The organism is Halosimplex litoreum (assembly GCF_016065055.1).
Taxonomy (GTDB): Archaea; Halobacteriota; Halobacteria; order Halobacteriales; family Haloarculaceae; genus Halosimplex; species Halosimplex litoreum.
Map to the genome: position 1 here is coordinate 3,305,833 of NZ_CP065856.1, position 19,922 is coordinate 3,325,754.

The 19,922-nt window shown below is 69.5% G+C and carries 23 protein-coding genes; 12 read left to right on the plus strand and 11 right to left on the minus strand.

The genetic code is table 11. The features are described 5' to 3' along the window. Positions 1-8 precede the first annotated feature (8 nt). The 3 genes from I7X12_RS16435 to I7X12_RS16445 are packed head-to-tail and all read left to right on the plus strand — an operon-like array spanning position 9 to position 3,686. The gene (locus tag I7X12_RS16435) at positions 9-1,808 is read left to right on the plus strand and encodes a COG1361 S-layer family protein (protein WP_198061119.1); all 1,800 of its coding nucleotides are present in this window, start codon (positions 9-11) and stop codon (positions 1,806-1,808) included. Then, positions 1,795-2,538 carry an ABC transporter ATP-binding protein gene (locus I7X12_RS16440; protein ID WP_198061120.1) on the plus strand — a complete coding sequence of 248 codons (744 nt, stop codon included), beginning with the start codon at positions 1,795-1,797 and terminating at the stop codon, positions 2,536-2,538. The genes I7X12_RS16435 and I7X12_RS16440 overlap by 14 nt, the downstream gene beginning before the upstream one ends. Further along, positions 2,538-3,686 carry an ABC transporter permease gene (locus I7X12_RS16445; RefSeq protein ID WP_232342886.1) on the plus strand — a complete coding sequence of 383 codons (1,149 nt, stop codon included), beginning with the start codon at positions 2,538-2,540 and terminating at the stop codon, positions 3,684-3,686. Before I7X12_RS16440 ends, I7X12_RS16445 begins: the two co-directional genes overlap by 1 nt. Before the next feature lie 32 nt (positions 3,687-3,718). On the opposite strand, the gene I7X12_RS16450 is transcribed toward I7X12_RS16445, so the two are convergent. The 3 genes from I7X12_RS16450 to I7X12_RS16460 form a co-directional block, all read right to left on the minus strand. Next, positions 3,719-4,240 carry an HTH domain-containing protein gene (locus I7X12_RS16450; RefSeq protein WP_232342888.1) on the minus strand — a complete coding sequence of 174 codons (522 nt, stop codon included), beginning with the start codon at positions 4,238-4,240 and terminating at the stop codon, positions 3,719-3,721. A gap of 184 nt (positions 4,241-4,424) precedes the next feature. Next, positions 4,425-5,510 carry a methionine synthase gene (locus I7X12_RS16455; RefSeq protein ID WP_198061121.1) on the minus strand — a complete coding sequence of 362 codons (1,086 nt, stop codon included), beginning with the start codon at positions 5,508-5,510 and terminating at the stop codon, positions 4,425-4,427. After that, entirely contained in the window at positions 5,507-6,520 is a 1,014-nt protein-coding gene (locus I7X12_RS16460; protein WP_198061122.1) for a 5-methyltetrahydropteroyltriglutamate--homocysteine methyltransferase, read from the minus strand. Before I7X12_RS16460 ends, I7X12_RS16455 begins: the two co-directional genes overlap by 4 nt. Positions 6,521-6,640: 120 nt before the next feature. Between I7X12_RS16460 and I7X12_RS16465 the strand changes: the two genes are divergently transcribed. Beyond that, positions 6,641-7,321 carry a hypothetical protein gene (locus I7X12_RS16465; RefSeq protein WP_198061123.1) on the plus strand — a complete coding sequence of 227 codons (681 nt, stop codon included), beginning with the start codon at positions 6,641-6,643 and terminating at the stop codon, positions 7,319-7,321. A 1-nt stretch (position 7,322) separates the two neighbouring features. Here the strand turns inward: I7X12_RS16465 and I7X12_RS16470 are convergent, their stop codons facing one another. From I7X12_RS16470 to I7X12_RS16505, 8 genes are all read right to left on the minus strand, one after another. Continuing rightward, the gene (locus I7X12_RS16470) at positions 7,323-7,952 is read right to left on the minus strand and encodes a HemK2/MTQ2 family protein methyltransferase (protein ID WP_198061124.1); all 630 of its coding nucleotides are present in this window, start codon (positions 7,950-7,952) and stop codon (positions 7,323-7,325) included. Then, a complete protein-coding gene (locus I7X12_RS16475) occupies positions 7,949-8,851 on the minus strand; it encodes a 16S ribosomal RNA methyltransferase A (protein ID WP_198061125.1) in 903 nt (300 codons plus the stop codon). Before I7X12_RS16475 ends, I7X12_RS16470 begins: the two co-directional genes overlap by 4 nt. Beyond that, a complete protein-coding gene (locus I7X12_RS16480; RefSeq protein ID WP_198061126.1) occupies positions 8,848-9,432 on the minus strand; it encodes a DUF655 domain-containing protein in 585 nt (194 codons plus the stop codon). The genes I7X12_RS16475 and I7X12_RS16480 overlap by 4 nt, the downstream gene beginning before the upstream one ends. 66 nt (positions 9,433-9,498) lie before the next feature. Beyond that, a complete protein-coding gene (locus I7X12_RS16485; protein ID WP_198061127.1) occupies positions 9,499-9,855 on the minus strand; it encodes an RNA polymerase Rpb4 family protein in 357 nt (118 codons plus the stop codon). Then, positions 9,852-10,142, minus strand: a complete 291-nt coding sequence (locus tag I7X12_RS16490) for a 50S ribosomal protein L21e (RefSeq protein ID WP_198061128.1) — start codon at positions 10,140-10,142, stop codon at positions 9,852-9,854. The genes I7X12_RS16485 and I7X12_RS16490 overlap by 4 nt, the downstream gene beginning before the upstream one ends. Positions 10,143-10,303: 161 nt before the next feature. After that, a complete protein-coding gene (locus I7X12_RS16495; protein WP_198061129.1) occupies positions 10,304-10,570 on the minus strand; it encodes an elongation factor 1-beta in 267 nt (88 codons plus the stop codon). Positions 10,571-10,572: 2 nt separating this feature from the next. Then, positions 10,573-10,752 carry an HVO_2753 family zinc finger protein gene (locus tag I7X12_RS16500; RefSeq protein ID WP_006883773.1) on the minus strand — a complete coding sequence of 60 codons (180 nt, stop codon included), beginning with the start codon at positions 10,750-10,752 and terminating at the stop codon, positions 10,573-10,575. Positions 10,753-10,838: 86 nt separating this feature from the next. Further along, complete coding sequence (locus I7X12_RS16505; RefSeq protein ID WP_198061130.1) at positions 10,839-11,468, minus strand: FAD-dependent oxidoreductase; 630 nt, start codon at positions 11,466-11,468, stop codon at positions 10,839-10,841. Positions 11,469-11,695: 227 nt separating this feature from the next. On the opposite strand from I7X12_RS16505, the gene I7X12_RS16510 reads away from it, so the two are divergent. From I7X12_RS16510 to I7X12_RS16545, 8 genes are all read left to right on the plus strand, one after another. Further along, positions 11,696-13,474 carry a 2-oxoacid:acceptor oxidoreductase subunit alpha gene (locus I7X12_RS16510; protein ID WP_198061131.1) on the plus strand — a complete coding sequence of 593 codons (1,779 nt, stop codon included), beginning with the start codon at positions 11,696-11,698 and terminating at the stop codon, positions 13,472-13,474. After that, on the plus strand, positions 13,471-14,334 hold the full coding sequence (locus I7X12_RS16515) for a 2-oxoacid:ferredoxin oxidoreductase subunit beta (protein WP_198061132.1): 864 nt from the start codon (positions 13,471-13,473) through the stop codon (positions 14,332-14,334). Before I7X12_RS16510 ends, I7X12_RS16515 begins: the two co-directional genes overlap by 4 nt. A gap of 265 nt (positions 14,335-14,599) precedes the next feature. Then, positions 14,600-15,313, plus strand: coding sequence for a DUF4129 domain-containing protein (locus I7X12_RS16520; protein ID WP_198061133.1), 714 nt, complete (start codon positions 14,600-14,602; stop codon positions 15,311-15,313). A gap of 31 nt (positions 15,314-15,344) precedes the next feature. Then, a complete protein-coding gene (locus I7X12_RS16525) occupies positions 15,345-16,025 on the plus strand; it encodes a DUF4129 domain-containing protein (RefSeq protein WP_198061134.1) in 681 nt (226 codons plus the stop codon). After that, positions 16,022-16,636: a DUF7269 family protein gene (locus tag I7X12_RS16530; RefSeq protein ID WP_198061135.1), complete on the plus strand. Its 615-nt coding sequence runs from the start codon at positions 16,022-16,024 to the stop codon at positions 16,634-16,636. Before I7X12_RS16525 ends, I7X12_RS16530 begins: the two co-directional genes overlap by 4 nt. Further along, positions 16,629-17,996, plus strand: a complete 1,368-nt coding sequence (locus I7X12_RS16535; protein WP_198061136.1) for a DUF58 domain-containing protein — start codon at positions 16,629-16,631, stop codon at positions 17,994-17,996. Before I7X12_RS16530 ends, I7X12_RS16535 begins: the two co-directional genes overlap by 8 nt. Then, positions 17,987-18,487 carry a DUF7519 family protein gene (locus I7X12_RS16540; RefSeq protein WP_198061137.1) on the plus strand — a complete coding sequence of 167 codons (501 nt, stop codon included), beginning with the start codon at positions 17,987-17,989 and terminating at the stop codon, positions 18,485-18,487. The genes I7X12_RS16535 and I7X12_RS16540 overlap by 10 nt, the downstream gene beginning before the upstream one ends. 129 nt (positions 18,488-18,616) lie before the next feature. Next, positions 18,617-19,846, plus strand: a complete 1,230-nt coding sequence (locus I7X12_RS16545; protein WP_198061138.1) for a digeranylgeranylglycerophospholipid reductase — start codon at positions 18,617-18,619, stop codon at positions 19,844-19,846. Positions 19,847-19,922: the final 76 nt, after the last annotated feature.

Sequence of the window (19,922 nt, forward strand, 5' to 3'; positions counted from 1 at the left end):
TCCGAGACATGAACCGGACCAAGACGATAGCTCTCGCGCTCCTGATCGCAGTCGCATCGCTTCCGGCCGTCGCGGCCGCCACCAGCGTGAACGTGACCATCTCGTCGGTCGACGTGACCCCATCCGAACCGGTCCCCGGCGACGACGTCACGATCGAGCCGACCATCGAGAACTTCGGCAGTAGCTCCGCGGGCTACTTCGTCGACCGCGTGCGGGTCGTCGAGGCCGACGGTGGACCCCATCCCGAAGAGTACGCCGACGTGAAGAACATCGGGACGATCCCGGCCGGCGGCGAGCGGTCGGTCCCGCTGTCGGTATCGTTCGACGAGCCCGGCACGTACGACCTGCAGGTAAACGTCTCCGGCCGTGACACGGAGCAAGACCGGGTGACACGGCTGAGCTACCCGGTGTCGGTCACGGTCGAACAGCGCTATCCGCAACTGGACATCGACGCCAACGACTCCGTCGCGGGCGTCCGTGCCGACGGCTCGGTCACCGTCGCCAACAGCCTGTCGAGCCCCATCGAGAGCGTCGAACTCGCCGTCGGCGGCGAGAACGTCACCGTCACCAACCGTCGGGAAGTGCTCGCGACGGTTGCGAGCAACGCCTCCCGGACCGTCGCGTTCGACTACCGCGCCGACGACGCGGGTCGCCACCGGATGACGGCGACGCTGACCTACACGACCGCCGGCGGCGTGACCGACACGGTCACCGACACGGTGACCGTCCGGACGGCGACCGAACGGCCGCAACTCGACATCGACACGAACGCTTCGATCGCCGGGCTGGCGTCCCACGGGACCGTCACGGTGGCCAACGGACTCGGCGCGGCGGTGACGAACGCCGAGTTGACCGTCGCCGGCGACGGCGTCACCGTCCGCAACGACCGCTCGGTGTTCACACGCATCGCCGACGGCGAGTCGGCGACGGCCGCCTTCGACTTCCGCCCGTCGACGGCCGGCGACCACGAGCTGACCGCGACGCTCACCTACTCGACGCCGGGCGGGGCGAGCCGGACCGTCACCGAGACGCTCACCGTCGGCGCCGACCCGCTGGCCGACAACGTCGCGCTGGACCTGAGCACCCGCGAGGGAGGCAACTCCCAGGCGGTGACGGTGTCTGTGCTCAACCGAGGTAACGCGCCGATCTCGAACGTCAGCGTCCGCGCCACCTCGCCGAACGCCTCGGTCGGACAGGCGCTCGTCGACCGCGTCGCCGCCGGCGAGTCACGGGCGGTTCGTCTGAACGCGACGCTGTCGGGCGACCGCGCGGCCGTCGACGTGGACGCTACGTACGACGTGGCCCGCCAGCGTGGAGAGGCAACGGCGTCGACAGCGCTCACACAGGCGCCCGGCACGATCAGTCTGACCGGGATCGAGGTCGTCCCCGAGGGCGGGCGACTGCGCGTCTCGGGGAGCGCGAGTAACCTCGGGACGACCGACGCCCAGAGCGTTCTGGTCAGGGTCGACGACACGGAGCGGGTGACGCCGACTGCCCCGAACCCCGAGTACTTCGTCACGACCGTCCCGGCGAGTGACTTCCGTTCGTTCGACGTGTACGCGGCCGTGCGGGGCAACGTCTCGGCGATCCCGCTCGAAGTCGAGTACCTCGTCGACGGCGAGCGACACACGCGGACGTTCGAGGTCGACGCCGCGGGCGCGAGCCGCGCGCTCGCCGTCGGTCCGGACGTCGAACCGCAGTCCGCCGGCGGCGGATTCCCCCTCCCGCTGGCGATCGGTGCCGTCGTGGTGGTGGTCGTGCTCGCGCTGATCGTCCGCACCTGGAGGGCGAGCCGTGGCGGTGATTGAAGCCCGGAACGTCGTCAAGCGCTACCGGACCGGCGGGGAGACGCTGGAGGCCCTGGAGGGGATCGACTTCGCAGTCGAGCCCGGCGAGTTCGTCTCCATCATGGGGCCCAGCGGCAGCGGCAAGACCACGCTGTTGAACCTCCTCGGACTCCTCGACGACCCCAGCGAAGGGGAGGTCCGGCTCGACGGCGAGGACGTGACCGGGCTCTCCGACAGCGAACGGACCCGCTCGCGCAAGCGCACTATCGGGTTCGTCTTCCAGGACTTCTATCTCGTCCCGACGCTCACCGCGAAGGAGAACGTCGAGGTGCCCGCCCTGTTCGACCACGACCCGTCGGTCGAGGAGCGGTCGGTCGACCTGCTCGAACGGATGGGGCTCGGGGATCGGCTCGACCACAAGCCCGACGAGCTGTCGGGCGGGCAGAAACAGCGCGTCGCCATCGCCCGCTCGCTCGTCAACGAGCCGCGCGTCCTGCTGGCGGACGAGCCGACCGGCAACCTCGACCGGGAGACCGGTCGGACGATCCTCGACGAGTTCGTCGCGATCACCGAGCGAGACGTGGCCGTCGTCGCCGTCACGCACGACGAGCTCGTCAACGAGTACGTCGACGAGACGGTCGAACTCGTCGACGGCCACCTGGGCGAGGACGTTCCCGGGGACGGCGGGCACTCGAGCGCCCCGGAAGCGCCCGGCTCGGAGCCGCGACCCGGTGACGGTGATCGGCCGTGATGGAGCGGCTGTTCCGTCGGGTCCCTGCACTGCTGATGGCCCGACGCAACATCGCACGGACGAAAGTCAGATCCGTGCTCGCGGCGCTGGGCATCGTCATCGGCGTCATCGCGATCGCGTCGCTCGGCATGTTCGGATTGACCCTGCGCTATCAGCTCACGGAGAACCTCGGCGATATCGCGAACGAGGTGACCGTCGAGCCGAACCGGGAGGACGTCCGGACGCCCAGAGCCATCTCGCGACGCGAAGTGCGGGACATCCGGCGCATCGCCGGGTCGAGCGCGTCCGTCGTCCCGATCCAGCAGCAGAACCTCCCGGTCTCGCTGGACAGGGGACCGCCGAGCAACCGGTTCGTCCAGAGCGTCGAGTCGCCCGCCGCCGTGTACGACGCCGCGGAGGGGTCGATCCCCGAGAACTTCCGGAGCGGCGTCCTCGTCGGCCAGGGGATCGCCGCCGAGAACGACATCGACCCCGGCAGCACCATCGCTATCAACGGCACGTCGACGCCGGTGCGGGCGGTGCTCGCGCCCGGCGACTCGGTCGGCTTCCTCCCGTCCGAGAACGCCATCGTCGTCCCCTCGTCGTCGTTCGACCGGCGGGGCTACTACCGCGTCATCGTCCAGGCCGAGGACGGCGGGGCGGCGAACGAGACGGCGATGGCGCTGCGCGAACGGCTCAACGAGCGCCGCGATCGGTTCACCGTCGACGACAACTCCGACCTCGCCGACCAGATCGGCCAGACGTTCCGGGCGCTGAATCTCTTCCTGCTCGGCATCGGCTCCATCTCCCTGCTGGTCGCCGGCGTCAGCATCCTCAACGTGATGCTGATGAGTACCGTCGAGCGCCGCCAGGAGATCGGGGTGTTGCGCGCCGTCGGCTTCCAGAAACGCGACGTGCTGAAGATCATGCTCTCGGAGGCCGTCCTGCTCGGTATCGTCGGCGGTATCGCCGGCGCCGCCTTCTCCATCGTCGCCGGGATGGTGATCAATCACTTCATCCTCGGCGACGCGACCCTCGCCTTCAGGCCCGGGAACTTCCTCTACATCGGGCTCGCCTTCGCTTTCGGCGTCGGGACGAGCCTGCTCAGCGGGCTCTACCCGGCGTGGAAGGCAGCCAACGAACGCCCCGTCGAAGCGTTGCGGAGCTGAAAACCCGTCGTGGCGGTCGGCTTCTCCCCGTTTCAGTCGGCGTGGACCGTCAGTCGCGGGCTCGCGCGGTCGACGGCCACCGTCGCGAACTGCTCGAACCATCCGGACTCACCGCTTTCGAGGGCGTCGAGGCAGTCCTGGACGGTAAAGTTGATCGCCCCGGTCTCGTCGGCGCAGGGGAACACCGCCTGCAAATCGCTGCCCGCGTAGACGGCGAGCGACGCCATCGGGAAGACGACCACGTCGTGGACCGCGTCGCTACCGATGTACGAGCGCTGGCGGCGTTCGAAGGCAGGTTCGAGCCGGTAGCCGTTTTCGCTCGCCCAGTCGCCGAACTCGTCGTAGGTGGCCAGCGCCGCGTCGCGGCTGTCCTGTTCGGGCGTCCGGATGCGCTGCCAAGAGGCGTCGACCTCCGTGTCGGTGACGACGCCCTCGGCTTCCAGATCCTCGACGCGCCCGAGGATGCGCTGTTGCCGGTCGTAGCTGCCGTACGTGTCCCCCCGAAGGTAGAGTTCGATCCGCTGGTCGGTCGTGTCCGTCATGGTGTCTATCACTTGATCGATCTCTCGGGCGGCCCCCTCAAAACGCTTTCCGCCCTATTCCTTCGAGGGACTCTAGGGACCTAGTATGGGTCGCGCCGACACCGTTCTCGTGCGGGCCTCGCCACTTCCATGCGACCCGTCTGCGAGCGGAGAGGGCGTCCGTCTGCGCGTTCGGCCGGAGAGATCGAGTCCGCAGTCAGTCGTCGGCGGAGGCGGTCTCGCCCGCGGCGGGCACGTCGATCTCGCCGGCGTCGAGTTCCGCTTCGACTTCGCGGGCGGCGGTGACCATGTTCTCCATCTTCGCGTAGGCCTTCTCACGGGGGAGCAGCTTCAGCCCGCAGTCCGGAGAGATGGTGAGGTGCTCCGGCGGGACGACTTTCAGGCCCTGGCGGATGTTCTCTTTGATCTCTTCGACGGTCTCGACCTCGGCGGTGTGGTTGTCGACGACGCCCAGCGCGAGGTCGAGGGTGAACTCGGGCTCGGTGAACACGTCGATCTGCTCGTAGTCGCCGTTGGTGAGCTCCAGGTCGAGCTCGTCGATCGGGTAGTCGAGCACCTCGGGGTAGATCCGCGAGTAGTCGCCGTAACAGACGTGGAGACCGATGCGGACCTCCTCGGGGATGTCCGCGACGATGCGTTCGAGACAGTCGCCGACGATGGCGTGGTCGTCGGGCGTGGTCGCGAGCGCGGGCTCGTCGATCTGGATATAGCGGGCGCCGGCGTCGACGAGCTGCTCGATCTCCTCGTTGACGAGGTCGGCCAGGTCGTAGGCCAGCGCCTCGTCGTCGTCGTAGGCCTCGTTGAACGTCCAGTTGGCGAGGGTGTAGGGCCCGGTGATGGGCACCTTGACGGGGCGGTCGGCGACGGAGTCGGTGAACTCGAACTCGTCGACGAGCCACTGCTCGCCGTACTCGACCTCCTCGGCGACGCTGGGCTTGTTGAAGTAGTTGTGGCCCCACACTTTGACGCGGCCGTTGAACTCGTAGCCCTCGATGCGCTCGGCGAAGTACTCGACCATCTCCGTCCGTCGCATCTCGCCGTCGACGACGGTATCGAGGCCCGCGCGCTCGTGCTCCTCGGTGATCAGGCGGGCGGCGTCGTCCTTGGCCTCCTCCCACTCCGTGTCACCGAAGTTGTCGTCGTCGTCCTCGTAGAGCTCGCGGGCGCGGTCGAGCCACTTGGGCTTCTTGTAGCTGCCGACGACCGAGGTCAGCAGGAAGTGGTCGTTGTCGTGGTCGGCCGGGCGAAACTGCTCGCGGTTGTCGGCGGGTCGGTCGGTCATGCCGTCACCTCCGCGCGCTCGACGGCGCCAAGCGCCGCCAGCTTCTGCTCGAACCTGCCGGAGGGCAGGTAGAACGTCGGCGTGTTGATCGTCGCGTAGGCCGTCTCGAAGTCGACGCCGTGGGCGTTGTCGAGCGTCCACTCGACGCGTTCGGCGATCTCCGAAGGCTCCTCGACGAGCGTGTTCTGCCCGTCGACGATCCCCAGCGCGATGTCGTCTTTGGCACCGTACTCGCTGATCACGTAGGCGTTGTCCTCGTGGTTGGCGACGAAGTCGAAGCCGACCGCGTCGACGTCGGCGTCCATGAGATGGGCGTACACCTTCTCGTCGATACCGCCGTCGCCCCTGTGGGACTCCCAGTAGGTGTGGGCGACCACGTCGGCCTCGGCGGCCCCCGCGACCGTGTCGATGGCCTCGCTGGCGCGCTCGTCGGCGCCGTCGTCGGGCGCCGACTCCAGCAGCGAGGGTTCCAGCAGGAACAGCGTCTCGACTTCGGGGAACCGCTCGGCCTCGGCGGCGAGGAAGTCGGCCAGCGCCGAGAGGAAGGCGGCCTCGTCGCCGTAGTGCTCGTCCGTCGCGAGCTGGCTCAGCGTGTACGGGCCGGGGAGGACGGCGTTGAGGCTCTCGTCCGTGAGCTCGGCGGTCGCTTCGAGGTCGGTGGCCACGTCGCCCGTGGCCGAGAGGTCGCCGGTCACGACGGGCTCTCGATAGAAGTTGTTGTTGTCGAAGTAGCGGACGATCCCGCGGGTCTCGACGGCGTCGGCGACCGCCAGCGGGTGGGTGAGCATGTCGTCCCACCGGAGCTGGCCCTCGACGACCAGATCGAGGCCGGCGTCGGTCTGGAGGCCGACGACCTCCTCGCGTGCTCGGTCGTAAGCGTCGCTGATCTCGGCGCTCTCGTCACCGGAGACCAGCCCGCCTTTCTGTCGGCCCTTCAAGTTCGCGAGTTCGTCCTTCGCCCAGTCCGGTACCGGAAACAGGCCGGGCGTCGTCGAGCGTACCTGTGTCATTGGAACGTCCTACGAAATGACGCCCTATAATATTTCTTATCTCGTTTGATGCGCTGTGGTAATCTCTGTATCGGAAAGATAGTCAGAAGGTCTATACGAAACCTGTCGGAACACGAGGGCGTGTCACGGATCCCGCGCCCCGGTCCGACCGCGATTCGGGTCCTCGGCGTGGTGGTCGCCGTCGGGTCGCTGGCGCTGTTGCTGTCGTACCCCTACCACATGCGGTATCACTACAGCGTGCCGGCGATCGGCGACCACTACATCGTCCCCTTCCTCGGAGTGTTCCTGGCGTTCGCCTGGGCCGCGGCGGTCGCGTGGGGGGCCGCGACGGCGCTTCGGGGTCGGATCCGTTCGCTGACGCCGCCGCTGGCGTGGATCGCGGTCCCGCTCGCGCCGCTCCCCGCGGCCCTCGACACCTACCACCAGCCGACGACCGACGTGGCGCCGGCGCCGCCGCGGATCGCCGAGTGGACGCCGCCAGCGGGGCCCGTCGAAGTCGCCGTTCGCGTGTTCGAAGTCAACGGGTTCTGGCGGCTGGGCTGTGTGCTCTTCCTCGCGATGGGCGTCGCGCGGGCGCGGGGACAGCGCCGCTGGCTGTACGGGACCGCCGCCGCGCTGGTCTGGTACGGCGGCGCTCACGGTATCGTCACGTCGGGACTGCTCCACGGAGCGCTCGTCCGGTCGTTCGTCGCCGCTGTCCCCGGTGTCGCCCTCTTCGTCCTCGGTGCGAAGCTGGCCGCTCCGGAGGGCGACGAACCCGACCCCGAGAACACCGACGGTGCTGTCGCCGCCTCGTCCTGACTCAGTCGTCGAGCGCGAACCGCATCACCAGCAGCGTCTCGAAGGGGTGTGACTCGCTCGCGACCTCCTCGCTCGCGAGTCCGTTCTCGGTCGCCCGCTCGCGCACCGCGTCGGGATCTGTGAGCGAACTCACCAGTAGATAGGCCGCCCCGTCCGGAGTGAGCACCCGCGATACGTCGTCTAAGAACGGATCGATGGCCGCGCGGCCGTTCTCGCCGCCCGACAGCGCTCGCTCCATCCAGTCGTCCCATTCTTGTTCGGCCTCGGTCGGGAGATACGGCGGATTGAACGTCACCACGTCGAACGCCCGGTCCCGGAATGCCCCCGTCAGATCGGCCCGGACGACCGGCATCCCGGCTTCGGCGGCCTGCCGACAGGCGTGGGGATTGAGATCCGCACCGACCGCGTCGGCGCCCGCCTCGCGCAGCCGCGCGGCCACGTAGCCCGAGCCGGTGCCCACGTCCAGCGCCCGGTCGCCCTCGCCGACGCGCTCGACGACGGCGTCGGCCAGCAGCTTCGAGTCCTCGGCGGGCTGGTACACCTGCTCCACGTCGCGCTGGGCGGCCAGTCCCGGCTTGCCGGCGGATTCGTCACTGTCCGCCTCGTCCGCTTCTGACCGGTCCTCGGTCATTGGGGCTCGCCGGGGTCGCCGACCTCGTACGCCAGCGTCGCCAGGTCCGCGAACTCCGCGGGCGTGACGTTGCCGGCGCGGGCGCTCATCAGGCCTTCGTCGGCGGCCTCGACCACCGCGTCGGGGTCGCCCAGCCCGGAGATGTGGGCGGTGTTCCGGACGGCGTTGCGCATGGTCTTCCGACGCTGGGTGAACACGGCCTTCAGGAAGGCCATGAAAAAGTCCTCGTCGTCGACCTCGTAGTCGGGATCGCTGGGCGTCGTCCGCACCACCGCGCTCTGGACCGCGGGCGGCGGCGAGAACGCTTCTTTGGGGACGGGTTCGACCACCTCGGCGTCGGCGTAGTGGCCCGCCGTCACCGACAGCCGGCCGTAGTCGTCGGTCCCCGGCTCGGCGGCCATCCGCTCGGCGAACTCCCGCTGGAACATGAGCACGAGCGGTCGCTTCTCCGGGAGCAGGCGGAAGGCCAGCTCGCTGGACGGGCCGTAGGGGAGATTCGAGATCGAGGCGGTGAACTCGGGTAACTCGACTTCGAGCGCGTCACCCTCGACGACGGTGAGGGCCCCCGCTTCGATCTCGGGGGCAAACTCCTCGCGGAGGAACGCGGCCAGGCCGGGATCGCGCTCGATAGCCGTCACCCGCTCGCCCGCGGCGAGCAGGCGGTCGGTCAGCGCGCCGGTCCCGGCACCGATCTCCAGGACGTGCGAGAGGTCGACGTCGGCCTCCGTGGCGTACTCGGGTAGTCGGTCCAGCACCCGGTCGTCGACCAGGAAGTGCTGGTCGCGGTTCGGGTCACCGCGGACGCCCGCCCGCCGGAGCAGCGCGTCGGGGTCGCGCGTTCCCGTTTCGGGTTCACTGTCGCTGTCGGCGTCTCCCTCTCGCGTGTGCTCGCCGTTCATTCCTCGTCCCGGCGGGCGAAGGTGCGATACTTGAGGTCGTCCTCGCGGATCTCCTCCAGGATACGCTCGACGACGACCTCGCGGGGGTTGTGCAGCCCCTCGACGCGCTCGCCCAGATCGTCGAAGCTCTCGAAGGGACCGCGCTTGCGCTCGTCGAGGATCGAGTTCCGGAGCTTCTTGCCGATTCCGGGCAGGAGGTTCAGCTGGTGGAGTCGCAGGGTGATCGGCTGGGCGTCGTTGTAGAAGTCGACGAACCGCCGCTCCTCCTCGTCGACGAGGTCCTCGACGGCGTAGTCTAGTTCCGACTGGGCGCCCCCGGTCAGGTCCTCGTACTCGACCTCGCCGGTGCGTTCGATGGCGTCGGCCGCCCGATCGACGACCAGGTCGTCGCCGATCGACACGCCGGCGTCGGGCCCGAGGACCACCTCGAACAGGCGGAAGTCCTCGCGCCCGAGCGCGTATGCGAGCGGTTGTTTCTGATACTGCGGCCGGTCGTCCTCGGTCCGACCGTGGGCGAGAAAGTCGAGGACGATCGCCGTCGGCCCCCCAGGATCGCCGTCGCTGCGCTCGGTGTCGCTCATGACAGACGAGTAGGGCGAGACGGAACTTAAACCCCCGCTGTCGGGCGCTTGGGAAAGGGAGACCGGTCAGGCGTACTTGGCGACGACTTCGAGGATGGCGTCGAGTTCGTCGCCCGAGAGGGTAAAGCGCTCCTGTGCGTAGATCGACCGTAGCTCGTCCCGATCTCGGGGGCGGAGGTTCGCGATCTTGTAGGCGGTCGGTTCGTCGACCTTCTCCAGTTCCTGCAGCTCGGCGACGAACTCGCGGGACTCCTCGGGGTCGAGGACGGCGAAGCGGTTGACGTGCTCGATGGCTCGCGCGAGCTCGTAGCGCATCTCCCGGTCCTCGTCGGCGGCCCGCTCGCGCTCGAGCTCCTCGAGGACCGCCTTGGTCTCGGCGACCGTCAGGTACTCTTCGCCGACCTTCTCTTTGAAGATCGTCATGCCTGGCTGCGGAGGTGGGCGGGCTTGACGATCAGCGTCTTCTCGACACTGCCGTCGGTAACGGCTATCTTGTAGGCAGAGCCCTGTTCACCGACGATCTCGCCGGTCCGACCGTCGAAGCGCGGGTGGTAGCGCCCGTCCGGGACGCTCGGGTCGATCTTCAGGTGGACTTTCTCACCGGTCTCGTACTCGGTGACCGCGCGCTGGGGCGGGGACGTACCGCTGTCTCGAGGGTCGTTGCGGAGCTTCTTGCGCGTCTTCTTCTGGGGTCCGTTGGAGTTAGGCATTCGTGCGGTTCCGTTCTCCGGTCACGCTTATAAATCGCACGTTACGCGGTCGTGTCCGGGGTGCGAGTGGCCGCCACGACCGGACGATCGCCGTCGGCGAGGGCGGGTCTCGCCGGTGGCGCGGCTCGGCGGCCGGACTGCGACGAAAAGCGAGCGAGTCGTTACAGGCGACCGACGTCGCCGACTTCGACGCTTTCGACGCCCTCGACGCCGGAGAAGGCCTCTTCGACGGCCTCGGTGCCGCCGGCCTCGTCCGGGACGACGACGGTCGGGAGCAGGGCGACGAGGCCGAAGGCCACGTCGTCGCGCTCGAAGCCGTTGATCTTCGCGCCCTCGGGCAGCGACGCTTCGAGGCGCTCCTGGAGCGCGTCGAGGTCGATCTCGGGGTTCTGCGGCATGACCTTGATCTGGGCAGCGACTTTCCCCATCGTTACGGCCCCATGAACCCGCAGTCCGGGCACTCGTAGAGGTTGCTCTGCTTGCGGCACTTCGCGCAGCGGTAGATCTGCTGGCCGCAGTCGGGACACTTGAACGCGGCGGCGTTCGTGCCGGCGATGTTGATGCCGCACGAAACGCACTTTTGCTGGCGTTTCTGTTGGCTCTCGCTCATACCACTCCGTATCCTCTCACGGTTTTTAACCGTTGTCAAAGGCGCCGGCCGGCACTCGACGGTCGCAGTGGTCGCGCTGCGTCGCGCTACCCGAAGTTCTCGACTTTCGCGTCCTCGGGGTCCCCGCCCGCGGCTTCCACGGCAGCCGTCGCGTCGTCGAGGAAGTCGGCGAAGCCGTAGACGAACACCTGCGTGTCGTCGGTCAGCTCCGGTTCGACCGACGACGCGAGTGGCGACGACGGTGCGACGACGGCCACGGAGGCCCCGCGCTCGTTCAGCTCCGTCAGCCGGTCGTCGTGGATCGGCGCGGCGTCGCGGTAGACGATGGCGGCCTCGCCGCCCTCGTCGAGCGCTCGCTCGGCGATCCCGATCGCCGGACCGACGCCGGGCCCGCCCGCGAGCACGAGGACCCGATCCTCGCCCTCGTAGTAGGCGTCGCCGTACGGGCCCGAGACGGTGACGGTGTCGCCGGCGGCCAGGTCGGCGAGTTCCGGGCCGACCTCGCCCTCGGGGTCGATGCCGACGGTGATCTCGAACGTCCCCGCTACGTCCGGCGAGGAGATCGTGTAGAAGCGCGCCTCCTCGACGCCGTCGAGGGCGACCTTCACGAACTGCCCGGGCTGGGCGTCGAACCCCTCTGGCGTCTCGAAATCGATGGCGATAGCGTCCTCGCCGACCGACTCGACCGCGACGACGGCGACTTCGGTGTCGTCCATGCTCCCGTGTCGCGGCCGGCGGCGCATGGTCCTTTCGTTCCCGGGTGCGAGCGCCGTCGGTCGAGCCGTCTGGAGCGGGCGTCCGTTCACCATCGCAGGACGCGATCTCCGGACGTTCGAAACCGGCGATTTTCGTCCGTGCGTCCACTTTTCCGTCCGTCTCAGGGGGATTAGTTCCGGCCCATTACAGAAGTCTTTTTGCGGGGCGGGAGATATTCCAATGCAGTATGCCCGAGGACCTGAACTGGGCCATCGGCGGTGAAGCCGGTGATGGGATCGACTCTACCGGGAAGATCTTCGCACAGGCACTCTCGCGTGCCGGCCGTCACGTCTTCACCTCGAAGGACTTCGCGTCACGGATCCGGGGCGGATACACCGCCTACAAGGTCCGGACGTCCGTCGACCGCGTCGAGAGCGTCGTCGACAGACTCGACATCCTGATCGCGCTCACCGAGCGTACGATCGACGAGAACATGGACGAACTGCACGAGGGCAGCGTTATCATCTACGACGGTGAACGCTCCACGATGCAGGACGTCGAAGTTCCCGACGGGATGATCGGCCTGTCCGTGCCGCTGCAGCGACTCGCCGAGGACGCCGGCGGCGCCATCATGGCGAACGTCGTCGCCCTGGGCGCGGCCTGCGAAGTGGCGCAGTTCCCCATCGAGAACCTGGACGAATCACTGAACAAGCGTTTCGGCGACAAGGGCGAGGCCATCGTCGAGAACAACAAGGAGGCCGCCCGCCTGGGCCAGCAGCACGTCCAGGAGGAGTACGACCACGACTTCGACTACGACATCGAGACCACCGACGAGGACTACGTCCTGCTGAACGGCGACGAGGCCATCGGCATGGGCGCCATCGCCGCCGGTTGTCGCTTCTACTCTGGCTACCCGATCACGCCCGCGACCGACGTCATGGAGTACATGACCGGCCGCGTCGAGCAGTACGGCGGCAAGGTCGTTCAGGCCGAGGACGAGCTCTCCGCCATCAACATGGCCCTGGGCGCCGCTCGCGCAGGTGCACGCGCCATGACGGCCACCTCGGGCCCCGGTATCGACCTGATGACAGAGACGTTCGGGCTCGTCGCGACCACGGAGACGCCGCTGGTCATCTGTGACGTGATGCGCTCCGGTCCCTCGACCGGGATGCCGACCAAGCAGGAGCAGGGCGACCTCAACATGACGCTGTACGGCGGCCACGGCGAGATCCCGCGGTTCGTCGTCGCGCCCACGTCGGTCTCGGAGTGTTTCTGGAAGACCGTCGAGGCGTTCAACTACGCCGAGAAGTATCAGACACCCGTCTATCTGGTCTCGGACCTCGCGCTCGCGGTCACCGAGCAGACGTTCCCGCCGGAAGTGTTCGACATGGACGAGGTCGAGATCGACCGCGGCAAGGTCGTCGACGAGGACGAGGTCGACTCCTGGCTCGACGAGCGCGGCCGCTTCCAGGCGCACTTCCCGTCCGCCGACGGCGTCAGCCCGCGGGCGTTCCCGGGCACGACCGACGGCGCGCACATGACTACCGGCCTCGAACACGACGAGCTCGGGCGCCGGACCGAGGAGGAGGCGGTCCGCCTCGAACAGGTCGAGAAGCGCCAGCGGAAGGTCGAGACCGCCAAGGAACAGGAGGAGTGGGACTACCGCGAGTTCGGCGACAGCGAGGCCGACACGCTCGTCATCTCGTGGGGCTCCAACGAGGGCGCCATGCGCGAGGCCCTCGGATTCCTCGAGGAGCGCGGCCACGACGTGCGCTTCATCTCGGTGCCCTACATCTTCCCGCGGCCCGATCTCTCCGCGGAGATCGAGGCGGCCGACGACGTGATCGTCGTCGAGTGTAACGCCACCGGGCAGTTCGCCGACGTCATCGAGCACGACGTGCTCGAGCGCGTCCAGCGGGTCAACAAGTACAACGGCGTGCGATTCAAGGCCGACGAACTCGCAACGGAGATCGAGAACACACTCACGGGCGCCGACGCCGGCGCCACGGAGGTGGAGGCAGAATGAGCTCCGACGTTCGATTCACAGACTTCAAATCCGACAAGCAACCGACCTGGTGTCCCGGCTGCGGCGACTTCGGGACGATGAACGGCATGATGAAGGCCCTCGCCGAGACGGGCAACGACCCCGACAACACGTTCGTGGTCGCCGGCATCGGGTGTTCCGGCAAGATCGGCACCTACATGCACAGCTACGCGCTCCACGGTGTCCACGGCCGCGCCCTGCCCGTCGGCATCGGCGTCAAGCTCGCCAACCCGAACCTCGAAGTGATGGTCGCGGGCGGCGACGGCGACGGCTACTCCATCGGCGCGGGCCACTTCGTCCACGCCGTCCGCCGCAACGTCGACATGTCCTACGTCGTCATGGACAACCGCATCTACGGCCTCACCAAGGGCCAGGCGTCGCCGACCAGCCGCCAGGACTTCGAGACCTCGACGACCCCCGAGGGCCCGCAGATGCCCCCGGTCAACCCGCTCGCGCTCGCGCTCGCGTCCGGAGCGACGTTCATCGCACAGTCGTTCTCCTCGGACGCCCAGCGCCACGCCGAGATCATCCAGAAAGCCGTCGAACACGACGGCTTCGGGTTCGTCAACACCTACTCGCCCTGCGTGACGTTCAACGACGTCGACACCTACGACTACTTCCGCGACTCCATCGTCGACCTCGACGAGGAGGACCACGACCCCCACGACCGCGAGGCGGCCAAGCAGAAGATCCTCGAGGGCGACAAGGAGTACATGGGCGTCATCTACCAGGACGACGACTCCGTCCCGTGGGAGAAACGCGAGGGCATCGACCAGGACATGTCCGACATCCCCGACGGCGCCCCCGAAGACGCGATGGACCTCGTTCGCGAGTTTTACTAAACCATCTTTTTCACGGAGGGGTGGGCAAACCGCGCCCACCCCTCAACCAAAAACATGGGTGAAAAAGCCGCCTCCGCGTGGCTTTGCCCCGCTCCGGCGGTCGAACCGCGCGCCGAGGCGCGCGGATACTGACCGCGACGCCATCCGCACTGCAACTGCACCGCACAGCATCGCCACAGCACCCGCACAGCACTACCACCGCACCCGCACCGCATCCGCAACCGGATCCTTTCAACCCGAAATCACTTGGCCGACCGCCGTCTCAGTGCTCGACGTGCAGCGGCTCGGCACCGCACTCGTCGCCCTCCTCGCCCTGGTCGCGCTCGCGGGAGCCGCGGGCACGTTCGGCGCAGTCGAGGGCCCCGCACTGTCCGGTGGCGGGACGCCGACGGGACCGGCGACGCCCACCGAGGTGCCGCCGCCGACCGGCGCACCGGGTGGCGCGGCCGATTCCGAGGTCCGGCGGGCCGACACTCCGACGACGGCCGCGGCGGACGACTCCGGCGGCGTCTCGCCGTTCGTCGTCCCCGCCGTCGGCGGCTCGCTGCTGGCGGTCGGCCTGCTCGTCGTCTTCCTGACCGGGCACGACGACCGGGCGCCCGCTGCTCCCGAAGAGGGATCCGAGGGCGAGGGCCCGACACCGGCCGTCTCGCCGTCGTACGACTCGCACGACGAGAACGCGGTCACGCGGGCGTGGCGCCGACTCCACGACCGGTCGGACGCCGAGGAGACGGCGACGCCCGGTGACGTGGCGGCGCGGGCACTCGACCGCGGCCTGCCGGGAGACGCGGTCGCGACGATCACCGACCGGTTCCGCGTGGTCAGATACGGCGGGGAGTCGGCCGAGGGCGACCGCGGAGAACCCGCCGTCGAGGCCGCCGCAACGATCGATTCGGGGGACGAGACGGACGGTCCGCCCGCCGAGTCCGACGCGGCCGACGCCGAACCGGCCGACTGCGACTCGACCGACGGTCGGTAAAAACTTGTAGTTGGGACGAACACTCTCGCCTGTGAGACGATTCGTGACCGCCCTGATCGCCCTCTTCGCGCTGGTCGCGCTCGTGACGGCCGCCGGGTCGTTCGGCGGTCCCGACCAGCCGACGCTGTACTCCGGAACGACGCCGACCGAACCGATGCCGGTCGGGCCGCCCCCCGCCCCAATCGGCGACGCTGGAAACGGCACGAACGCGACCGACTCGCGCGACGTGATCGACAGGGAAACACCGGTTCCGCCCCAGGAGAGCGGTGACGGTGGCGGCGTCTCGACGCTGCTCGTCGCCGGCCTCTTCGGTGGCCTGCTCGTCGCGGCCGTCGTGGCCGTCCTGTTGACCAGGGACGACGCCAGAGCGCCGCCGCGAGACGAGAGCGGCGGCGGCGGGCCCGACGGACCGCCCACACCGACGGTCGAACCGACCTACGACTCGCCCGCCGACAACGCGGTCGTCCGCGCGTGGCGCCGCCTGCGCGACCGCTCGGGCGCCGACGAGACGGCGACGCCCGGTGAGACGGCGGCGGCGGCCGTCGACCGGGGCTACCCCGACGACGCCGTCGAGAGCGTGACCCGCGGGTTCGAGGCGGTCCGATACGCCCGGCGGTCCCCGACGGACGAACAGGACCGGCGCGCTCGCGAGCTGTCCGACCGGCTCGACGCCGGCGCCGACGCCGGGACCGACGGCGGTGAGAACGCGTGAGTCGACGCCGTCGAGCCCTGTTGGCGGTGGGACTCGCCGCCGTCGTCGCCGGGGTCGTCCTGACGTTCCGGCCGGGACTGGTCGCGTTCGACTGGGCGACGCTGGCGACGCTCGGCATCTGGGTCGTCGCACTCGCGGGCGTCGCGGCCGCGGCTTTCGAACGGTTCGAGAGCGACGACGCGCCGCTCGGCGGTCTCCCGCGGGTGGGCGAACGGCCCGACTACGGCGTGCCCGGCGACGACCTCGCCGCGGCGGTCGCGGACGCCGGCGCCGGCCAGCGCGACGCGGCCGACCGCGACCGCGTCCGCGAGCGGTTGCGCCTCGCCGTCGTCGACGCGCTGGAGCGGTTCGCGGGCGACACGCCCGAAGAGGCCGAACGCCGAGTCGCCGAGGGCTCGTGGACCGACGACCCCGACGCGGCCGCGCTGTTCGCCGACGGCGACGACTCCCGCCACGAGGGCGTCGAGCCCGACTTCGACCGGCGGGCCGAGCGCGCCGCGGCGGCCGTCGCACGGCTCCGGGACCGAACTGACCGGGGCGAAGCGATCGGCACGGACCGGAGCGATCGAGTCGGCGATTCGCGCCGTTCCGGAGGTGTCGCCGATGACTGAGGCGACGACCGTCGGTGCCAGCCTCTCCCGCGGGGAGGGGCGGCTCGAACGGACCGGCCGCTGGGGCGGGATCCACGGGCTCGCCCTGGCGGCGACGGCGGTCGCCATCCTGGTCGGGAAGCCGGTCGCCATCCTCACGGGACTGGCCGGCGTCGGCTTCGCGGCCTACAGCCGGATCGCCGAGGCGCCCGAGCCCGAACTGGCCGTCGAGCGCCACGTCAGCGACACCGACCCCGAACCGGGCGAGACCGTCCGCGTCACGCTCACCGTCGAGAACGAGAGCGGGACGACGCTGCCGGATCTGCGCTTTGCCGACGACGTGCCGGCGGGTCTGGAAGTCGTCGACGGGACCGCACGGCACACCACCGCGCTGCGACCGGGCAAGCGCGCGTCGATCGCCTACGAGTTCGAGGCCGTTCGAGGTCGCCACGAGTTCGACAGCCTCACCGTCGTGACCCGGGATATCAGCGGTGCGAGCCGCCGTGTCGCCCGGCGGGCGACCGACCGCTCGACGGTGGTCTGTCGCCCGACGTTCGAGGGACGGACGGTCCCGCTGGGCGAGTTGGCGACGCAGCTGCCCGGCAGCCAGCCCGTCTCGGCGACCGGGGAGGGACAGGCCTTCCACTCGCTGCGGGAGTACCGGACGGGCGACCCGCTCGGGAGCGTCGACTGGAACCGCTTCGCCAAGGACGGCGAACTCGCGACGCGTCGGTTCGAACAGCCCCGAACGGTGAAAGTCGTCCTGCTCGTCGACGCGCGGGCCGCCGCCTACGTGACCGCGGGTGACGGACGCCCGGCCGTCGACGCCTGCGCCCACGTCGCGGGCGCGCTCGTCGGTGGCCTCGCCGAAGCGGACTGTCACGTCGGGCTGGCGGCGCTGTCGCCGCGGGAGTGCTGGCTCCCACCCGCTTCCGGTCGGTCCCACCGCGAGCGACTGCTCGACGCGCTCACCACGCACGACGCCTTCGGCTGGCGTCCGCCGACGGAAGGTGACGAGGCGACGGGCGACGGTGACGGTTTCGACCGCTTGCTGACGCGAATCCCGGGCGACGCGCAGGTCGTACTCTGCTCGCCGTTCGTCGACGACCGGCCCGTCGAAGTCGCCCGGGCGCTCGACGCCCGGGGGCACGACGTGACCGTCGCCAGCCCGGACGTGACCGCCGACGACTCCGCCTATCGCCGCCTCGCGGCCACGGAGCGGCGGGTCCGTCTCGACCAGTGCCGCCGCGCGGGGACCGCCGTCGTCGAGTGGACCGACGGCGGCGACCGCGGGTCGCCGCGACCCCGCACTGGGACGGCCGCGGTCGACGGATCCGGTCCCCGCGTCGCGACCGACGGGGGTGAGGGCCGATGGCGGTGAGCCGTCCGCCCGACCGACGGCGGCCGCGGGCGAGCCACGCGCTGGCTGTCCTCGCGTCGGTCGCGGTGGTTGCGGCGGTCCGCGGGTCGACGATGGCGACGCTGCTCGGGCTGGCCGGCGCCGGGGCGGTCCTCGCCGGGCTGGTCCGGCGCTCGGAGTCGTCGGTCGTCTTCGGCGGTGCGGCGCTGTTCGCCGCGACGGTGCTGGCGGCGACCGGGCCCGCGTCGGTGGAGTCTGTCCTCCTCGGCGGGTTCGGCGCCGTGATCGCGGCGGATCTCGGGACCTTCGGGCTCGGGATCGACCGCGACGCCGACCCGGCGGTTGCGACGACCCGGGTCGAGCTGTTGCACGCCGTCGGGAGCGGCGTCGTGGCGGTCCTGACCGCGGGCGTCGGCTACGCGTTGTTCGAGGCCGCCCCACGCGGCGGCTCGCTCGGCGTCGTCGCGCTGTTGCTCGGCGGCGTCGTGCTGGCGTGGCTGTTGCGCGAGTGAGTCGGCCGGTCGCCGACGCGACCGGGGCGTCGGTCGACCGCCCGCGGACCGCGTGCGCAGGGCGGAAACGTCTCACACGGGTTCGTCCCGTTCAGGAACGTTCATTACGCAGACGCCGGACCAATGTCTATGAGCGACCGCTTTGACGTGGTGATCGCGGGTGCCGGTCCCGCCGGAGCGCAGTGCGCGCGGGACCTGGCCGCCAGGGATTACGAGGTGCTCGTGCTGGAGACCGAACCCGAGGCGGAGTTCCCGCGTCAGAGCAACAAGTCGACCGCCGGGACCTTCCCCTCGATGATGGCGTCGTTCAACGTCCCGGACGAGGTCGTCATGAACTACACGGAGACGGTGGTGCTGGAGTCACCCAACGACCACTTCGTCCGCGACCAGCCCGGCGCGGTCCTGGAGTTCGCCGACTTCAAGCGCTGGCTCGTCGCGGAGGGGCGCGAGAACGGTGCCGAGTACCGCTTCGACTCGCGAGTCTCCAAGCCTATCGTCGAGGACGGCGAGCCGGTCGGCGTCCGCTACGACGGCAGCGAGGAGGTCTACGCCGACGTCGTGGTCGACGCGACGGGGCCGGCGGCGCCGCTGGCGAAGGATCTCGACGTCACCGACCTCAAACGGGAACGCCAGGCTATCGGCGTCGAGTACGAGTTCGAGGGTGTCGAGGCCGACCACCCCGAGTTCGCCGATTGTACCGACGCGATGATGCTCCGGCTCGACCACGACCTGGCCCCCGGCGGCTACTCGTGGCTGTTCCACACCGGCGAGGACACGGCGAAGGTTGGGCTCTGTTACATCCAGAACGACAGCCACCGTGACTACGCCAAGGAGGGGATGGGGATCGACGACTACCTCGAGTACTGGCTGGAGAGCGACCCTCGATTCGAGGACGCGACGCGACTGGACGGCAAGCAACACCGCGGGTCGGCGCACATCCAGAAGCCCGGGCAGATGACCACCGACAGCTTCATCGCGATCGGCGACACCGTCCCGACCATCGACCCGCTGTGGGGCGAGGGCATCCACAAGGGGATGCGCTCGGCGCGAGCGGCAGCGGCCACGGCCGACCGGGCGCTGACCGGGACGGTCGACACCTCCGCCGAGCAGATGGAGATCTACAACACGCTCTGGCACAGCGACGTGGCGCCGAAGATGGACACGCGCCTGCTGATGACCGAGTTGCTGTATCTCACGCCCAACGACCGCTACGACCGGTTGATGGCCGACCTGCGTCGGGCCGACGGCGATACGCTCGCGAAGATCAACAACGGAAATCGGCTGGCGATGCGGGACCTGGTCCACCTCGACGACCTGCCCCTGCTCGCGCGGTTCGTCCGCGAGCGACTGGACAACTGACCGCGATGGACCGCTCGGGGCCTGACCGAGCGGTTCGCGCGCGGTCGGAAGCTGGAGTCCGCGATCCACGCGCGTT

What these genes read in the sequence shown, in the direction of transcription:
- I7X12_RS16500 (WP_006883773.1), bottom strand. Translation starts at nt 10,752, where the DNA reads ATGAGCGAGAGCCAACAGAAACGCCAGCAAAAGTGCGTTTCGTGCGGC.
- I7X12_RS16460 (WP_198061122.1), bottom strand. Translation starts at nt 6,520, where the DNA reads ATGACACAGGTACGCTCGACGACGCCCGGCCTGTTTCCGGTACCGGAC.
- I7X12_RS16515 (WP_198061132.1), top strand. Translation starts at nt 13,471, where the DNA reads ATGAGCTCCGACGTTCGATTCACAGACTTCAAATCCGACAAGCAACCG.
- I7X12_RS16455 (WP_198061121.1), bottom strand. Translation starts at nt 5,510, where the DNA reads ATGACCGACCGACCCGCCGACAACCGCGAGCAGTTTCGCCCGGCCGAC.
- I7X12_RS16435 (WP_198061119.1), top strand. Translation starts at nt 9, where the DNA reads ATGAACCGGACCAAGACGATAGCTCTCGCGCTCCTGATCGCAGTCGCA.
- I7X12_RS16480 (WP_198061126.1), bottom strand. Translation starts at nt 9,432, where the DNA reads ATGAGCGACACCGAGCGCAGCGACGGCGATCCTGGGGGGCCGACGGCG.
- I7X12_RS16470 (WP_198061124.1), bottom strand. Translation starts at nt 7,952, where the DNA reads ATGACCGAGGACCGGTCAGAAGCGGACGAGGCGGACAGTGACGAATCC.
- I7X12_RS16540 (WP_198061137.1), top strand. Translation starts at nt 17,987, where the DNA reads ATGGCGGTGAGCCGTCCGCCCGACCGACGGCGGCCGCGGGCGAGCCAC.
- I7X12_RS16475 (WP_198061125.1), bottom strand. Translation starts at nt 8,851, where the DNA reads ATGAACGGCGAGCACACGCGAGAGGGAGACGCCGACAGCGACAGTGAA.
- I7X12_RS16545 (WP_198061138.1), top strand. Translation starts at nt 18,617, where the DNA reads ATGAGCGACCGCTTTGACGTGGTGATCGCGGGTGCCGGTCCCGCCGGA.
- I7X12_RS16535 (WP_198061136.1), top strand. Translation starts at nt 16,629, where the DNA reads ATGACTGAGGCGACGACCGTCGGTGCCAGCCTCTCCCGCGGGGAGGGG.
- I7X12_RS16505 (WP_198061130.1), bottom strand. Translation starts at nt 11,468, where the DNA reads ATGGACGACACCGAAGTCGCCGTCGTCGCGGTCGAGTCGGTCGGCGAG.
- I7X12_RS16495 (WP_198061129.1), bottom strand. Translation starts at nt 10,570, where the DNA reads ATGGGGAAAGTCGCTGCCCAGATCAAGGTCATGCCGCAGAACCCCGAG.
- I7X12_RS16445 (WP_232342886.1), top strand. Translation starts at nt 2,538, where the DNA reads ATGGAGCGGCTGTTCCGTCGGGTCCCTGCACTGCTGATGGCCCGACGC.
- I7X12_RS16510 (WP_198061131.1), top strand. Translation starts at nt 11,696, where the DNA reads ATGCCCGAGGACCTGAACTGGGCCATCGGCGGTGAAGCCGGTGATGGG.
- I7X12_RS16490 (WP_198061128.1), bottom strand. Translation starts at nt 10,142, where the DNA reads ATGCCTAACTCCAACGGACCCCAGAAGAAGACGCGCAAGAAGCTCCGC.
- I7X12_RS16485 (WP_198061127.1), bottom strand. Translation starts at nt 9,855, where the DNA reads ATGACGATCTTCAAAGAGAAGGTCGGCGAAGAGTACCTGACGGTCGCC.